General features: G+C 70.3%; 13 protein-coding genes and 1 tRNA gene. 13 read left to right on the plus strand and 1 reads right to left on the minus strand.

The features are described 5' to 3' along the window. Positions 1 to 11 precede the first annotated feature (11 nt). From ACZ61C_RS26595 to ACZ61C_RS26650, 12 genes are all read left to right on the plus strand, one after another. A tRNA-Arg gene (locus ACZ61C_RS26595) sits at positions 12 to 85 on the plus strand. A gap of 23 nt (positions 86 to 108) precedes the next feature. Next, positions 109 to 1221, plus strand: coding sequence for a vWA domain-containing protein (locus ACZ61C_RS26600; protein WP_465310535.1), 1113 nt, complete (start codon positions 109 to 111; stop codon positions 1219 to 1221). Continuing rightward, complete coding sequence (locus tag ACZ61C_RS26605; protein ID WP_465310536.1) at positions 1214 to 2326, plus strand: XdhC family protein; 1113 nt, start codon at positions 1214 to 1216, stop codon at positions 2324 to 2326. Before ACZ61C_RS26600 ends, ACZ61C_RS26605 begins: the two co-directional genes overlap by 8 nt. Before the next feature lie 187 nt (positions 2327 to 2513). Continuing rightward, the gene (locus ACZ61C_RS26610; protein WP_465310537.1) at positions 2514 to 3038 is read left to right on the plus strand and encodes a (2Fe-2S)-binding protein; all 525 of its coding nucleotides are present in this window, start codon (positions 2514 to 2516) and stop codon (positions 3036 to 3038) included. After that, positions 3038 to 5479, plus strand: a complete 2442-nt coding sequence (locus ACZ61C_RS26615; RefSeq protein WP_465310538.1) for a xanthine dehydrogenase family protein molybdopterin-binding subunit — start codon at positions 3038 to 3040, stop codon at positions 5477 to 5479. The genes ACZ61C_RS26610 and ACZ61C_RS26615 overlap by 1 nt, the downstream gene beginning before the upstream one ends. Next, complete coding sequence (locus ACZ61C_RS26620) at positions 5476 to 6330, plus strand: FAD binding domain-containing protein (protein ID WP_465310539.1); 855 nt, start codon at positions 5476 to 5478, stop codon at positions 6328 to 6330. The genes ACZ61C_RS26615 and ACZ61C_RS26620 overlap by 4 nt, the downstream gene beginning before the upstream one ends. 84 nt (positions 6331 to 6414) lie before the next feature. Continuing rightward, positions 6415 to 7230: an SRPBCC family protein gene (locus ACZ61C_RS26625; protein ID WP_465310540.1), complete on the plus strand. Its 816-nt coding sequence runs from the start codon at positions 6415 to 6417 to the stop codon at positions 7228 to 7230. Positions 7231 to 7759: 529 nt separating this feature from the next. After that, a complete protein-coding gene (locus ACZ61C_RS26630) occupies positions 7760 to 8980 on the plus strand; it encodes a GGDEF domain-containing protein (protein WP_465310736.1) in 1221 nt (406 codons plus the stop codon). 422 nt (positions 8981 to 9402) lie between these two features. Further along, positions 9403 to 10470: an NAD(P)-binding domain-containing protein gene (locus ACZ61C_RS26635; RefSeq protein WP_465310737.1), complete on the plus strand. Its 1068-nt coding sequence runs from the start codon at positions 9403 to 9405 to the stop codon at positions 10468 to 10470. A 472-nt stretch (positions 10471 to 10942) separates the two neighbouring features. After that, positions 10943 to 12499, plus strand: a complete 1557-nt coding sequence (locus tag ACZ61C_RS26640; RefSeq protein ID WP_465310738.1) for a discoidin domain-containing protein — start codon at positions 10943 to 10945, stop codon at positions 12497 to 12499. 10 nt (positions 12500 to 12509) lie between these two features. Further along, entirely contained in the window at positions 12510 to 13739 is a 1230-nt protein-coding gene (locus tag ACZ61C_RS26645; RefSeq protein WP_465310541.1) for an MFS transporter, read from the plus strand. After that, positions 13736 to 14668: a TolB family protein gene (locus ACZ61C_RS26650; protein WP_465310542.1), complete on the plus strand. Its 933-nt coding sequence runs from the start codon at positions 13736 to 13738 to the stop codon at positions 14666 to 14668. Before ACZ61C_RS26645 ends, ACZ61C_RS26650 begins: the two co-directional genes overlap by 4 nt. Here ACZ61C_RS26650 and ACZ61C_RS26655 read toward each other — a convergent pair. Beyond that, positions 14658 to 15230 (minus strand): TetR/AcrR family transcriptional regulator, encoded by a 573-nt coding sequence (locus ACZ61C_RS26655; protein ID WP_465310543.1) that lies wholly within the window; start codon positions 15228 to 15230, stop codon positions 14658 to 14660. The genes ACZ61C_RS26650 and ACZ61C_RS26655 overlap by 11 nt on opposite strands. Before the next feature lie 78 nt (positions 15231 to 15308). On the opposite strand from ACZ61C_RS26655, the gene ACZ61C_RS26660 reads away from it, so the two are divergent. Next, positions 15309 to 16703: a cytochrome P450 gene (locus tag ACZ61C_RS26660; protein ID WP_465310544.1), complete on the plus strand. Its 1395-nt coding sequence runs from the start codon at positions 15309 to 15311 to the stop codon at positions 16701 to 16703. Positions 16704 to 16706: the final 3 nt, after the last annotated feature.

Raw genomic sequence — 16706 nt, forward strand, 5'->3', positions numbered from 1 at the left:
AGACCGCCCCCGTCCCGGTAGCTCAGCTGGACAGAGCGCGGCACTACGAATGCCGAGGTCCGAGGTTCGACTCCTCGCCGGGACACCGAGAAGGCGCACAATGGGAAGATGACCACCGCCGCCGATCCCGTCGCCGGGTACGCCGGGTTCGCCGCCGCCTTGCGCGAAGCCGGTGTCGCCTGCGACGCGCACCGCGTGCAGGCCTACCTGACGGCCGTCGGCGAAATCGACGTCTCCGAGCCCACGCAGCTCTACTGGGCCGGACGGCTGACCCTGTGTTCGAGCCCTGACGACCTCCCGTGTTACGAAGAGGCGTTCAGCCGGTGGTTTTCGATCGAAACGTCCACGCCGCAGCGGGCCAAGGCCGCCGCGCCGAAGCAGGCGCGGATCGCGCCGCTCGTCGACGCCGACGGGGGTGACGCCGAGGGTGGCGAAGGTCGTGACCAGCTGAAAGTCGCCGCGAGCGCCCAGGAGGTGCTGCGCCACCGCGACCTCGCCGAGCTGACCACCGCCGAACGCGAACACCTCCGCGAGCTGCTCGCGACCCTGCGCCCGGCACCCCCGAGACGCCCGGCTTCGCGCAAGACCCCGTCAAGGCGCGGCCGCCTGGACCCCTCCCGGACCTTGCGCGCGATGCTCGCCAGCGGCGGCGAACCCCTGAAGCTCGCGTACGTCCGCCGGGGCCGCCGGCCGCGGCGAGTGGTGCTGCTCATCGACGTCTCCGGTTCGATGAGCCCGTACGCCGACGCCCTGCTGCGGTTCGCCCACGTCCTGACGCGGTCCGCGCCCCAGTCCGTCGAGGTGTTCACGCTGGGCACGCGGCTGACGCGGGTGTCGCGCCAGCTGCGTCAGCGCGACCCCGAACACGCGATGCTCGCGGCGGGTTCGGCGGTGCCGGACTTCGCCGGCGGCACCCGGCTCGGCGAGACGCTGCAAGCCTTCCTGAACCGCTGGGGACGGCGCGGGGTGGCCCGCGGCGCGGTCGTCACGGTGTTCTCCGACGGCTGGGAACGCGGCGACACCAGCCTGCTCGGCGAGCAGCTCGCCCACCTGCGCCGGCTCGCGCACGCCGTATTCTGGGTGAATCCGCACGCCGGGCGTGCGGGGTACGCTCCGGTCCAGTCGGGCATCGTGGCCGCACTGCCCCACATCGACCGGCTGCTGGCCGGGCACACCCTGGCCACCTTGGAACGACTGCTCCGGGAGATTTCCGATGCGTGACGTACTGGACGACGTGTTCCGCCGCTGGTCGGCGGGCGAAACCGTCGGGCTCGGCACTGTGGTCGCCACCTTCTCGTCGGCGCCGCGCGCGCCCGGCGCGGCCATGGTCGTCGCCGCCGACGGCACCGTCGCCGGCAGCGTGTCCGGTGGCTGCGTCGAAGGCGCGGTCTACGAGCTCGCGCAGGAGGTCGTCGCCGAGCGCAAGCCGGTGCTGCAGCGGTACGGCGTCACCGACGACGACGCGTTCGCGGTGGGCCTGACCTGCGGCGGGATCATCGACATCTACGTCGAGCACGTCGACAGGGAGTCGATGCCGGAGCTCGGCGACGTGGTCGCGTCCGTGCGCGGCGGTGAGCCGGTCGCGGTCGTCACGGTCATCGAACACGAGCACGAGGGCCTGGTCGGCGAGCACATGATCGTCTGGCCGGACCGCACCGAAGGCTCGCTGGGCTCCTCGCGGATGGACGACGCGGTGGCCGACGACGCGCGTGGCCTGCTGGCCAGCGGCCGCACCGGCACCCTGCACTACGGCCCGGACGGGCAGCGCCGTGGCGAGGGGATGGCGGTGTTCGTCAACTCCTTCGAGCCGCCGCCCCGCCTGCTGGTGTTCGGCGCGATCGACTTCGCCGCCGCGATGGCGCGCATGGGCGCCTACCTCGGTTACCAGGTCACGGTGTGCGACGCGCGGCCGGTGTTCGCCACCAGCAGCCGCTTCCCGGACGCGCACGAGGTCGTCGTCGACTGGCCGCACCGCTACCTGACCGCCGAGGCCGACGCGGGCCGGATCGACCAGCGCACGGCGATCGCGGTGCTGACCCACGACCCCAAGTTCGACGTCCCGCTGCTGGAGGTCGCGCTGCGCCTGGAGGTCGGTTACGTCGGCGCGATGGGCTCCCGCAAGACGCACGACGACCGGTTCTCCCGCCTGCGCGAGGCCGGGATCACCGAGGGGGAGCTGGAGCGGCTGTCGTCGCCGATCGGCCTCGACCTCGGCGCCCGCACGCCCGAGGAGACGGCGGTGTCGATCGCGGCCGAGATCATCGCGCTGCGGTGGGGCGGCGGCGGCCAGCGGCTCGCGGAACTCACCGGGCGCATCCACGGCTGAAAAGTTCACCCGGACGGCGCTTCCGCGGATGCGGATATTCCACTGTGGATTCACCCGCACCTGCGGAAGCGGCACCCGAACCTGTGACACCAGGACTTGTCCGCGCCAAGAACGCGTAGCACGCTCGGGTCTGTGAGCCCGATCACGGTCGGGTCTGGCCGTTCCCGAACCGGTTCTTGGAGGCCTGATGCGCATCACCGTCACTGTCGACGGGACGAAGTACACCGACGAGGTCGAGCCCCGCACCTTGCTGGTCCACCACCTGCGCGAAAAGCTCGGCAAAGTCGGCACCGTCGTGGGCTGCGACACCAGCAACTGCGGCGCCTGCACCGTCCACCTGGACGGGCACAGCGTGAAATCCTGCTCCGTCCTGGCCGTGCAGGCCGACGGCTGCGAGGTCACCACGATCGAGGGCCTCGCCCGCGACGGGCAGTTGCACCCGGTGCAGAAAGCGTTCCACGACAACCACGCCCTGCAGTGCGGGTTCTGCACACCTGGGATGATCATGCAGTCGATCGACCTGCTGGCCGACAACCCGGACCCGGACGAACAGGCCGTCCGCGAAGGACTCGAAGGCAACCTGTGCCGCTGCACCGGTTACCAGAACATCGTCCGCGCGGTCCGCGACGCCGCGCAGCACATGAGCCCCGGCGCCGGCCCCGAAGCCGAGCGGATCACCGAGACCAAGCACGTCGGCGTGGGTGGTGACTGATGACCGCCACGATCGAACCGGAGGTCGGAAAGTCCCGGCGCCGCAAGGAAGACGAGCGGCTGATCACCGGCCGCACCCGCTGGACCGACAACATCACGCTGCCGGGCATGCTGCACATGGCGATCCTGCGCAGCCCGTTCGCGCACGCCAAGATCGTCTCGATCGACACGTCGGCGGCGAAGGGCGCATCCGGCGTCGTCGCCGTCTACACCGCGAAGGACCTCGACCCGGACAGCTCGATCGGCATGCCCTGCGCGTGGCCGATCACACCGGACATGAAGGCGCCACGCCGTCCGGTGCTCGCGTCCGACCAGGTCAACTTCGCCGGTGAAGGGGTCGCGGTCGTCGTCGCGCGGTCGTCCGCCGAAGCGCACGACGCGCTCGAGGAGATCGACGTCGAGTACGACGAGCTGCCGGTCGTCCTCGACATGGAAGCCGCGATCGCCGAGGGTGCTCCGCTGGTCCACGAAGACCAGGGCAGCAACACGAGCGCCGTCTGGAAGTTCGACTCCGGCGAGGCCGGCACCGGTGGCAACGTCGAGGACGCGATCGGCTCCGCGGAGGTGGTCGTCAAGCGCCGCTTCCGCCAGCAGCGCCTCGTCCCGGGCTTCATGGAGCCGCGGGCCTGCGTCGTCGACCCGACCGGCACGCAGATCACCATGTGGTCGGCCACGCAGGTCCCGCACATCCTGCGGGTGATGTCGGCGCTGACGCTCGGCATCCCCGAGCACAAGCTGCGCGTGATCGCCCCGGACGTCGGCGGCGGCTTCGGCGGCAAGATCGGCGTCCTGCCGGAAGAGATGATGTCCCTGCTCGTCGCGCAGAAGCTCGGCAAACCGGTCAAGTGGAACGAGTCGCGCTCGGAGACGATGCTCGCCGCGCACCACGGCCGCGACCAGATCCAGGACATCACCATCTCGTCGACGCGCGACGGCCAGGTCACCGGCCTGAAGGTCGAGCTGCTCGCCAACCTCGGCGCGTACAACGGGCTCGTCGGAACCGGCGTGCCCATCCTCGGCGCGTTCATGTTCAACGCGATCTACAAGATCCCGGCGTACCACTTCGCGTGCACCAACGTGTACACGACCACCACGCTGACCGACGCCTACCGCGGCGCCGGCCGGCCGGAGGCGACGTTCGCGATCGAACGGATCATGGACGAGCTCGCCGTCGAGCTCGGCATGGACCCCATGGCGCTGCGTGAGAAGAACTGGATCAAGCACGAGGAGTTCCCGTTCACCACGGTGGCCGGGCTGACCTACGACTCCGGCAACTACGAGGCCGCGACGGCCAAGGCCAAGGAGCTCTTCGACTACGACGGCCTGCGCGCCGAGCAGGACAAGCGCCGCGCGTCCGGCGACAAGGTCCAGCTCGGCATCGGCATCTCGACGTTCACCGAGATGTGCGGGCTCGCGCCGTCGCGGGTGCTCGGCTCGCTGGACTACGGCGCCGGTGGCTGGGAGCACGCGGCGATCCGGATGCTGCCCACCGGCAAGGTCGAGGTCATCACCGGCGCGTCGGCGCACGGCCAGGGGCACGAGACGGCGTGGAGCCAGATCGTCGCCGACCAGCTGGGTGTCGCGTTCGAGGACGTCGAGGTCATCCACGGCGACACGCAGTCGTCGCACAAGGGCATGGACACCTACGGCTCGCGGTCGCTGGTCGTCGGCGGGATCGCGATCGTCAAGGCCGCGGAGAAGGTCGTCGCGAAGGCCAAGCCGATCGCGGCGCACCTGCTCGAATGCGCCGAGGACGACCTCGAGTTCGCGAACGGCAAGTTCACCGTGAAGGGCACGGAGACGTCCACCAGCATGGGCGACGTCGCGCTCGCGGTGTTCGCGGCGCACAACCTGCCCGACGGGGTCGAGCCGTCCCTCGACTCGGACGCGACGTTCGACCCGGACAACTTCTCCTACCCGCACGGCACACACCTGTGCGCGGCCGAGGTGGACACCGAGACGGGCCGGATCAAGCTGCGCTCGTACGTCTGCGTCGACGACGTCGGGGTCGCGGTGAACCCGCTGATCGTCGAGGGCCAGGTGCACGGCGGGCTCGCGCAGGGCATCGCGCAGGCGCTGTTCGAAGGCACCGAACACGACGAAAGCGGCACGCTCACCACCGGCACGTTCGCCGACTACCTGCTGCCGTCGGCGGCCGACCTGCCCTCGTTCACCACCGAGCGCACGGAAACCCCGTCGACGACGAACCCGCTCGGCGCCAAGGGTGTCGGGGAGGCGGGGACGATCGCGTCCACGCCGGCGGTGGTCAACGCGGTGATCGACGCGGTGCGCCACTTCGGGGTGAACGACATCGAGATGCCGTTGACGCCGATGCGGGTGTGGCACGCGATGCGCCACGGCACGACCGACGCCGGCGGCCCCGGCCGCGACGAGGCCGGCGGCGGCCTCGGTTCGATCGACGCCACCGGAGGTGCGCAGTGATCCCGGCTTCCTTCGACTACGTCCGCCCGTCCACAGTGGACGAAGCGGTGCAGGCGCTGGCGTCGGCGGGTGAGGACGCCAAGGTGCTGGCCGGCGGGCAGAGCCTGCTGCCGGTGCTGCGGATGCGGCTGGCCACACCGACGACGTTGATCGACCTCGGGCGCGTAGCGGAGCTGCGCGGCGTGCGCGAGGACGGCGACACGCTGGTGATCGGCGCGATGACCACGCACTACGACGTCCAGCGCGACTCGCTGATCGCCTCGCACGCGGCTCTGTTGAAAGAGGCGACGGACACGGTCGCCGACCCGCAGATCCGCCACCGCGGGACTTTGGGCGGCGCGATTTCGCACGCCGACCCGGCCGGGGACCTCCTCGCGCCGGTGCTGGCGCTCGACGCGTCGCTGGTCGTGGCCGGGCCTTCGGGACGCCGGACGGTGCCGGCGGCGGAGTTCTTCCAGGACCTGTTCACCACGGCGCTGGCGCCGGACGAGCTGCTGGTCGAGGTCCGCGTGCCCAAGCACACCGGGTGGCGGGCGCACTACGAGAAGTTCAACCGGGTCGCCCAGGCGTGGTCGATGGTCGCGGTCGCGGTCACCGTCCGCACCGAGGCGGGTGTCATCGAGGAAGCCCGGGTCGCGCTGACGAACATGGGTTCGACTCCGGTGCGGGCGTCTGGTGTCGAAGCGGCGCTGGTCGGCGTCCAGGCCTCGGCGGATTCCATCGCCGCGGCGGCTTCACATGCGGCGGAAGGCACAAATCCGCCGGTCGACAGCAACGCCGACGTCGAATACCGCCGTCACCTGGCCCAGGTCTTGACGGGCCGGGCCATCACGGCGGCGGCCGGAGCCTGACGCACCCCTTCACAGCCCTGGCCGCCGCTCCGGCGGCGGCTAGGGTGGGGTGCGCAAGCTCGTCTCGAGGAAGGAGGTCGGCCCGTGCGGCTCGACCACGAATTCACCGTCCCGGCTCCGATCGGCGAGGTCTGGCAGGCGGTCGTCGACCCCGAGCGGGTGGCCCCCTGCATGCCGGGCGCCACGCTGACCAAGGTCGAAGGGGACAAGTTCAGCGGGACGGTGAAGGTCAAGCTCGGGCCGATTTCCCTGCTGTATAAGGGGAACGGCGAGTTCCTGGAGAAGGACGAGGCGGAGCACAAGGTCACGATCAAGGCATCGGGCAAGGATTCACGAGGCGCAGGCACAGCGGCGGCGACGGTGACATTGACGCTGACGGAGGCCGAGGGCGGCACGCACGGAACGGTCGCGACGGACCTGGCGATCACGGGCAAGCCGGCCCAGTTCGGCCGCGGCCTGATCAGCGAGGTCGGGGGGAAGATCCTCGACACGTTCGCGGGGTGCCTGTCGGGGAAGTTGGCTCCGGTGGAGTCGGCGGAGCCGGTTGCGGAGCCGGCCCCGAAGCCGGTTGCGGCGGCCCCGGCGCCGGCCTCGGCGCCGGCCTCGGCCTCAGCCTCGGCCTCGGCTGACCCGGTGGCGACTCCCGAGCCGGTGGCCAAGCCGGAACCGGCGGTGAAGCCGGCCCCGACCACGGCGGAGATCAACACGGAGCCTCGCGCGGCGGCTTCGGCGCCCGCTGGCCGGCCGCCGCTTCGCAGCGTTCCGGCGGCCCCGGAGACGGAAGCGATCGACTTGCTCGACTACGCGGGCCAGTCGGTGCTGAAGAGGTTGGCGCCGGTGTTGCTCGGGATCGCGGCGGTGGTCGGCCTGGTGGCGATCGTCCGCGCGTTGCGCAAGTAGCCGGGAGAGTCGCATTTGCGCAGGTGCCGACAGGTGAGGCTGTCGGCCGGCTGAACCTTGCTCGGTGGCCTTGGCTTTGGTTGCGGTCGGTCGGCTGATCTTCGCGCGGTGACCGTGGCTCTGCTTGCGCTCGGCTGGCGGAACTTTGCATAGTGACGGGCTAGGCGTGCTGCCGACTGGCGGAACTCGGCCCGGTTAGTCGCGATCGGCGGGCCGGGCGCTCGCTCGCATCCACCTCCTCCTGGCGACCCCTGGCTCTGTCGACTCCGGGATCGCGGCGGTGGGATTCCCACTTCCGCGTTCCCGCCCCGCCGTTCCCGGCGCGACAGGCGCGTTGCCCACAATTCCCCCGGACCGGCGACGCGCGTCGCCGGAACGGCTACGCTGGGCGACCTGGTCGGCCGAACTTCGCGCAAGGGGTACGTCAGATGCCGGTCCGTCAGTCCGCTGGCTTCGGTTCTTGAGAGCCCAGGCCGACGTGCGCCGGGAAGCCCTTTCCGCCTGGCCGGGCTGGCCCACGCGCTGGGAAATGTGGGCCGGGGCGAAGGTCCGTTGGATCGCCTACGCGCTCTGTTGTGAGCTGGTCGCCGTCGCGGCGACCGTAGCGGCGCTGGTCACCGGGTTCGGTGGGCCGGTGCGGCCGGTCTGGTTCGCGGTGCTGGTCGCGCTCGGCGTCGCGCAGGCCGAGATGTCCCGGCGCATCGAGCGGCTGCGGCGGTGGATGAGCGGGCAGACGCACATCAACGTCACGTCGGTCTGGTACCTCGCCGGTGTGGTCCTGCTCCCGCCGGCGTGGGTGGCGCTGCTGGCCCTCGTGCTCTACACGCACCTGTGGGTGCGCGTGTGGCGCCAGGTTCGGACGCGGCCCGCGCACCGCTTCGTCGCGAGCACGGCGTGGGCGATGCTCTCGTGCTTCGCGGCTTCGTCCGTTCTCGCGGTGTCCGGGCTGCACGGGACGCCGTTGCAGACGCCGCGCGGGCTCTTCGCGCTGTGCCTGGCCGCGGTGGTGTTCGAGCTGGTGAACATGGGCCTGGTCGCGGCGGGCATCTACCTGTACACGAGCCAGCGCTCGGCGGCGGACCTGATCGGCACGTGGGAGGACAACGCGTTCGAGGTGGCGACGCTCTGCCTGGGCGGGCTGGCGGCGCTGGCGCTGGTCGAGCAGCCGGTGCTGGTGGTGTTCGTCGTCGCGCCGTTGTTGTTGCTGCACAGGTACCTGCTGCTGAAACAGCAACTGCAGGTGGCCGCGGTCACGGACGAGAAGACGGGCCTGCTGAACACGGCCGGCTGGCACGATTCGGCGGTCCGCGAGCACGCCCGCGCGCTGCGGCGCGGCACGATCGGCTTCGCGGTGCTGATGATCGACCTCGACCACTTCAAACGGATCAACGACACATACGGCCACCTGACCGGCGACGACGTGCTGGCCGCGGTGGCGGTGGCGATCTCCGGATCGGTCCGCCAGGGCGACACGGTCGGTCGTTTCGGTGGCGAGGAGTTCGTGGTGCTGCTGCCGGGCATCGGCCGCGCCGACGTGCTCGGCATCGCCGAACGGGTGCGGGTGGCGGTGGGGGAGCTGAACGTGGTGATCTCCACGGGTGGCGGGACGGTCCGGGTCAGTGGTCTGTCGGTGTCGATCGGAGTGGCTCGCCATCCCGACGCGGGCCCGACGCTCGACGACGTGCTCCGCTCGGCTGATGCCGCGCTGTATCGGGCGAAGGAGGCCGGTCGCAACCAGGTCGCGGTGTGACCGCGGTGCGGGTGGGTTCTGCCGGGGTGCTTGGAACCGTTCGGGTGGCGCGCCGCAGTTGCCGGCGGAGTGGCTCAGCTTGTGCCGTGAGGTTGCTGCCGGATGTGAGCCGGGCGGTTCGGTTGGTGCCGCGGGGGTTGTTGCCGGAGTGGCTCGGTTGGCGCGGTGAGGCTGTTGCCGGGTGGGAGCCGGGCCGATCCGGCTGGCGCCGCGGGGTTGCTGTGGTGCGAGCCGGGATGGTTCGGCCGCAGTGTGGACGCGAGCGAAGTGAGCCGGGACCGCGGCTTGGCAGTGGTCGGCCTGACCCCGCGTGAGGTGCGCAGTCAGCGCACCGAGGCGTCGGTAGGAGCGCGGCTAGGGCCACCGGCACTGATGTGACCTACGGCGCGAAATACCTCGACCCGGGCGTCGTTGAAAACCACATGAGCGGCGCTGATCACGAGACGGACGTGGTGGTGGTCGGGGCCGGGCAGGCGGGGCTTTCCGCGGCCTATCACCTGCGCCGGGCCGGGTTTGCCAATGGCTCTGGCTTTGTTGTGCTCGACCACGGGAAGCGGGCTGGGGGTGCGTGGCAGTACCGGTGGCCGTCGCTGGTTCTGGGGAAGGTTCATGGCATCTATGACCTTCCGGGCATGGCTTTCGGGAATCCCGACGTGAGCCGTCCGGCTTCTGAGGTGGTTTCGGAGTACTTTGCGCGCTTTGAGAGCGTGTATGACCTTCCTGTCTTCAGGCCCGTTGACGTCCAGTCCGTGACGCGGGCGGGGGAGCGGCTCGTGGTGACGAGCCCGGCCGAGTCGTGGGCCGCTCGGGCCGTGATCAGTGCGACCGGCACCTGGGACCGGCCCTTCTGGCCGCACTACCCCGGCCAAGAGACCTTCGCCGGCAGGCAGGTGCACACCGCCGACTACACCGGGCCGGAAGAGTTCCGTGGCCGGCGGGTCGTGGTGGTCGGGGGTGGGGCTTCGGCCGTTCAGCTGCTCATGGAGTTCGCCCCGCTGACCCGGGCGACGGCTTGGGTGACGCGGCGTCCGCCCGTCTGGCGTGACGAACCCTTCAGCGAGGACTGGGGACGCAACGCCGTTGCGAAGGTCGACGAACGAGTCCGCGCCGGGTTGGCGCCCGAGAGCGTTGTGAGCGTCACCGATCTTGCCGTGACGCCCGAAGTGCGGGCCGCGCGCGCGGCCGGGATCCTCAAGCGGCGGCCGATGTTCGACCGGATCACGCCGGACGGTGTCGTGTGGGCGGACGGCTCTCGCTTCGACGCCGACGTCATCCTCTGGGCGACCGGCTTCCGCGCGGCGATCGACCACCTCGCGCCCTTGCGCGTGCGGGAACCCGGGGGCGGGATCCGGATGGACGGCACGCGCGTGGTGCGTGAGCCGCGCTTGCACCTGGTCGGCTACGGGCCTTCGGCGAGCACGGTCGGGGCGAACCGGGCGGGGCGCGCCGCGGTCGGTGAGATCAAGAAGCTGCTGAGTTCGGACGACTGAGGTCATGCATCCGAAGTTACCCGAACACCTGTGCGATGGTCATCGCTGAACCGGGTGAAGATCGGCCACGTGACGCGACTAGTTTTTTGGCTTAAAATAAGGGAAACGAGCGCGGGGAGATGGGCGCTGTCCCCGGTTCCCACGCTACCCGCGACCACCGACAAAATCGGCGGCGAAGCGGGAAAGGTCGGGGCTCTACGGCGCTCATCCCGCCTCGCGGGGCAGTGTGCCGCTTATCGGAAACCGCGCTGACCAGCGAAAATCCGCCCAAACTCACCCTCTTGACCGATTCAACGACAAGACACGTCTTGTCAGCCGAAAGCGATCATCGCTAAAGTTGCTTTAGTTAGGAAACTTTCTTAACAGTTCATCTCGAGTTCACCCGACGCCGCAGCCCACCAGCCACCGCCAGGCCCAGAAGGAGCGCGACGTGCCGTCGACCCGCCTACGCACATTCACCCGCCTCACACCCGTGGTCGCCGCGATCACGCTGCTGCCCGGAGCGATCGCCGCGGCCGGTACTCCGCAGGCCGATGTCCTGCTCTCCCAAGGAAAGCCGGTCGCGACGTCCACCGTCGAGAGCTCGGCCTACGCCGGGGCGAAGGCCGTCGACGGCAGCACCACCACCCGGTGGGCCAGCGTCGAAGGCGCCGATCCGCAGTGGCTGCGGATCGACCTCGGCCAGTCCGCCGCGATCCACCGCGTCGTCCTGAACTGGGAAGCCGCCTACGCCAAGAAGTACCGCATCGAGGTCTCCGACGACGGCACGACGTTCACCACCGCCGCCACCAACAACACCGGTGACGGCAAGACCGACGAGCTGACCCTCGCCGCCCACGGCCGCTACGTGCGCCTCGTCGGCCTCGCCCGCGCCACGAGCTACGGCTACTCCCTCTGGGAGATGCAGGTCTTCGGCTCCACGGACTCCTCCGGTGACACCCAGGCCCCGACCACCCCGGCCGGCCTCAGCGCGGGCACGACCACCGCGACCAGCACCGTCCTGACCTGGAACGCCGCCACGGACAACGTCGGTGTCGCCGGCTACGACGTCCTCCGCAACGGAACCGTCGTCGCCACCAGCACAACGCCGTCCTACACCGACACCGGCCTCACACCCGACACCAGCTACTCCTACGCGGTCCGGGCCCGCGACGCCGCGGGGAACACCTCGCCGTCGAGCGCCCCGGTCACCGTGAAGACCCAGGCGGGCAACGGAAGCGGCTTCGTGCTCGCCGCCGCCGGTGACATCGCCGAACGCTGCACCGCGAGCAGTTCGAGCTGTGCCCACGTGAAGACGGCGAAACTCGTCGAGCAGATGAACCCGGCCGCCGTGATCACCATGGGGGACAACCAGTACGACGACGCCCACCTCTCGGACTTCAAGGCCTACTACGACAAGACCTGGGGCAAGTTCAAGAACATCACGCACCCCATCCCGGGCAACCACGAGTCCTACGACGAGCCGAAGTTCAAGGGGTACGAGGACTACTTCGGCGCCATCGCGAAGCCCCGGGGTCAGCGCTACTACAGCTGGGAAATGGGCAACTGGCACTTCATCGCCCTCGACTCCAACGACTTCGTCACCCACGACGAGTTCGCCGAGCCGCCCCAGATCACCTGGCTCAAGCAGGACCTCGCCAAGAACACCAAGGGCTGCGTCGCGGCGTACTACCACCACCCGCGCTGGAGCTCCGGTGACCACGGGGACAACAAGGACAGCGTCGAGCTCTGGAACATCATGACCGCCAACAAGGTCGACCTCGTCCTCAACGGCCACGACCACGACTACGAGCGGTTCGTGCCGCAGAACGCCGAGGGCAAGGCGGATGCGAACGGTCCCGTCGAGATCGTCGGGGGTTCGGGCGGCGCCAACCTCTACGACCTCAGCCCCGCGCACGCGACGACAGCCAAGCTGCTGAAGACCTTCGGCGTCCTGAAGCTGTCGATGACGGACACCTCGTTCCAGACGCAGCTGATCGGCGTCGACAACAAGGTCCTCGACAGCAGCCCGACCTACACCTGCCACTAGGGGGACCGGCATGTACATCGCGGCAAGCCGGACCTCGGACCTGGCGGCCGGCACCGACCGGAAACCCGCGCTGAAACGGGTGTCGGCCAACGTCGTCGCCCTCGGGATGGTCAGCCTGGTCACCGACGTCTCGTCGGAGATGGTCACCGCCGTCCTCCCGCTCTACCTGGTGCTCGGCCTCGGCCTGAACCCGCTGCAGTTCGGGCTGCTCGACGGGCTCTACGCCGGCGCCACCGCCCTCGTGCGGGTGCTCGGCGGCCACCTCGCCGACCGGTGGCGGCGGCTCAAGGCGGTCGCCGGGTTCGGGTACGGCTTGTCCGCGGTGTGCAAGCTCGGCCTGGTCGCGGCCGGCTCCTCGGTCGCGGCGATCGGGGTGGTGCTCGCCGCCGACCGCACCGGCAAGGGGGTGCGCACCGCGCCCCGCGACGCACTGATCTCGCTCAGCAGCGAGCCCGGCGCGCTCGGCCGGTCGTTCGGGGTGCACCGCGCCCTCGACACCGTCGGCGCGTTCCTCGGCCCGCTGGTCGCGATGGCGGTTCTGGCGCTGAGCCTCGGCAGCTACACCAGCGTGTTCTTCACCAGCTTCTGCGTCGCGGCGATCGCCGTGCTGCTCCTCGTCCTGTTCGTCAAGGACCACCCCGGCGGCGTCGACCGGGCCGCCGTGTCGCTGCGAACGGCGGCAGGCCTGCTCAAGCAGAGCGACTTCCGGCGCGTCACGCTCTGGGCCGCATTGCTCGGCCTGGTGACGGTCGGCGACTCCTTCGTCTACCTCGTCCTGCAGCGGAAGTGGGAGATCGCCGCGACGTTCTTCCCGTTGCTGCCGCTGGGCACCGCCGGGGTCTACCTGGTGCTCGCGGTGCCGCTGGGCAAGCTCGCCGACCGCGTCGGCCGCTGGCCGGTGTTCCTCGGCGGCCACGGCGCGCTCTGCCTGGCCCTCGTGCTGCTCTGCGGCCCGGCCTACGCGGCGCTGCCCGTTGTCGCGCTCGGCCTGCACGGGGTGTTCTACGCAGCCACCGACGGGGTGCTCATGGCCGCCGCCGGCCCGCTCGTGCCGCCCGACCTGCGGGCCACCGGCCTCGCCGTCGTGCAGACGGGACAGGCGGTGGCGCGCATGGTCTCGTCCGTCCTCTTCGGACTGGCCTGGACGCTCTGGGACCTGGGGCCCGCGGTGCTCGTCGCCGCGGCCTGCCTGGCCGCCGTCGCCCTCGCCGCCGCCCTCGTGAAACCGGTGCGCCCGTGAAGAAACTCGTCCTCGCCCTCATCGGCACGGCGCTCTTGATCGCCGCGGCCGTCGTCTACACCGTCAGCGCCCGCCATGACACCGCGGACGCCGAACCGGCCGCGCAGCTCACGTTGAGCCCCGGCCAGCTGCTGTTCCGCGACACCGCCACCGGCCGCGTCGGCACCCTTAGTCAGGAGAAACGGCAGCTCAGCGGCTTGAAGTGCGACCGGTTCGCGGTGGCGAAGCGGACCGCGGTGTGTCTCGCCGTCCGGCCCGGCACGCTCCCGGCGAAGACCGACGTCCTCGTGCTCGACGACCACTTGGCCGTTCGCCACACCGAAACCCTCCCGGGCACGCCGAGCCGCGCCCGGGTGTCCCCGGACGGCAAGCGCGTCTACTGGACGCTGTTCGTCACCGGCGACTCTTACGCCGAAACGGGTTTCTCGACGCGCGCCGGGATCTACGACGTCGACGACGGACAGCTCGTCAAGACGATCGAAGAGCTCCCGGTGTTCGTCGACGGTGAGCGTTACTTCGCCGCCGACGCCAACTACTGGGGCATCACGTTCGCCCCCGACGGCAACCGCTTCTACGCGACGCTCGGCAGCAAGGGCAAGACCTACCTCGTCGAAGGCGACTACGCGCGCTACCGCGGCAAAGCGCTACGCGAGAACGTCGAATGCCCGTCGCTGTCCCCGGACGCCACCCGGATCGCCTTCAAGAAGAAGGTGGGTGAAGGCGTCTGGCGGCTTTCGATCCTCGACTTGAAGACGATGAGGGAGACCGAGCCGGCGGAACGGCGCAGCGTCGACGACCAGGCGCTGTGGCAGGACGACCACACCGTGCTCTACGGCCTGGACAACGCCGTCTGGGCGGTCCCGGCGGACGGTTCCGGCGCGCCGCGGAAGCTGGTCGACGGCGCCGCGTCGCCCGCCGTCACGGGGTGACGCCGACCGCGGCGAACAGCGTGCGGACGCAGAGGTCGCGCAGCTCCTCCTGGGTGACCTTCGGCCGGTCGAGCCAGTCGAGGATCATCGCCGCCACGAACGCGAGCCAGCCGCGCACGGCCAGCCGCGTCACCTCGGTGACCGGGGTCAGCAGGCTCACCGCGTCCAGGATGCGCGACGCGTTCGCGGCCATCCCGGCCTCGCGGATCTCCTGGATCTCGCGGTCGGCGCCGCTCGCGGCCCGGTGCACGATCCGGTAGCCGTCCGGGTGCGTGCGCGCGAACTCGAGGTACACGTCGAGCCCGGCCCGCAGCTGCTCGGCCACGGGCAGCGCCGGGTCGGGCTCGCTCATCGCCAGCAGCTGGTCGCGCTGCGCGCGGACGATCGAGGCGAAGAAGTCCTTCTTGGTGGGGAAGTAGTGGTACAGCAGGCCGCGGGAGACCTGCGCGATCTCGGCGACCTCTTCGATCCACACCTCGTCGTACGGCCGCTTCGCGAACAACCCGGCGCCGATCGCGAGGAGCTGCTCGCGCCGTTGCTCGGTGCTCAGCCTCGTCCGCATCCCCGAACCTTACTTGACACGGGTTCAGTAGCGGGGGATCGTGACGTTATTGGATCCGGGTTCAATAGGGGGTACGCCGTGGACACCACCGGGATTCCGCACCGGCCGGGCCGGCTGCCGGTGATCGGCGACCTGATCGGCGCGAACCCGCGCACGCCGTTGCAGGACACGCTGCGGATCGGAAAGCGCCTCGGCCCGATCTTCACGCGCAAGATCTTCGGTTTCGAGATCGTCTTCGTCGGCGGGGTCGACCTGGTCACGCAGCTGAACGACGAGACGAAGTTCGGCAAGCACGTCGGCATGGGCATCGAGAACCTGCGCGCGGTGGCCGGTGACGGGCTGTTCACCGCGCACACGCACGAGCCGAACTGGCGGCTGGCCCACGACATCCTGCAGCCGGCGTTCTCGGCCGAGGCGATGCGCCGCTACCACCCGCTCATGCTCGAGGTCGCGCACGAGCTGACCGCGGCCTGGGACGCGGCGAGCGGCCCGGTCGACGTCTCCGCCGACATGACCCGGCTGACCCTGGAGACGATCGGGCGGGCCGGGTTCGGGTACCGCTTCGGCTCGTTCGAGCGCACCGAACCGCACCCGTTCGTGACGGCGATGATCCGCTCGCTGCGGTACGCGCAGCTGCAGAACGTCAAGCTGCCGTTCGTCCGGCGCGCGTTCGCCGGGACGCCCGAGCAGAACCAGGCTGATATCGCGACCATGACGAACCTCGTCGACGAGGTCATCGAGGAACGGCGGCGCAGCGGCGAAGAGAGCCGTGACCTGCTGGGCCTGATGCTCACCGAAGGCCACCCGACGACGGGGGAGCGCCTGGACCCGGTGAACATCCGCAACCAGGCGATCACGTTTGTCGTCGCCGGCCACGAGACGACGTCGGGCGCGCTCTCGTTCGCGTTGTACTACCTGACGCGCCACCCCGAGCTGCTGGCGAAGGCGCGCGCCGAGGTCGACGCGGTGTGGGGTGACCGCGAGCCCGCGTTCGGCGACGTCGCGAAGCTGCGTTACGTGCGTCGTGTCCTCGACGAGGCGATGCGGCTCTGGCCGACCGCGCCCGGCTACTCGCGCGAAGCACACGAAGACGTCGTGCTCGGCGGGAAGCACCGGATGCGCAAGGGGGACTGGGTGATCGTGCCGCTCCCGCTGGTGCACCGCGACCCGGCGGCGTGGGGGCCGGACCCGGAGAAGTTCGACCCGGACCGGTTCGAGCCCGCGGCGGTGAAGAAGCGGCCGGCGCAGGCGTACAAGCCGTTCGGGACGGGCGAGCGTGCTTGTATCGGCCGTCAGTTCGCGCTGCACGAAGCCGTGCTGGCGCTGGGAATGGTGTTGCAGCGCTATGACTTCGAGGCTGATCCGGCGTATGAGCTGAAGATCGTCGAGTCGTTGACGCTCAAGCCGAGCGGGTTCACGCTGCGGCCGCGGGTCCGGGCCGCAGCCGCCGGAAATGTCGGTGCCCTCCGGTAAAGT

It is taken from the genome of Amycolatopsis sp. NPDC104587 (genome assembly GCF_055583645.1).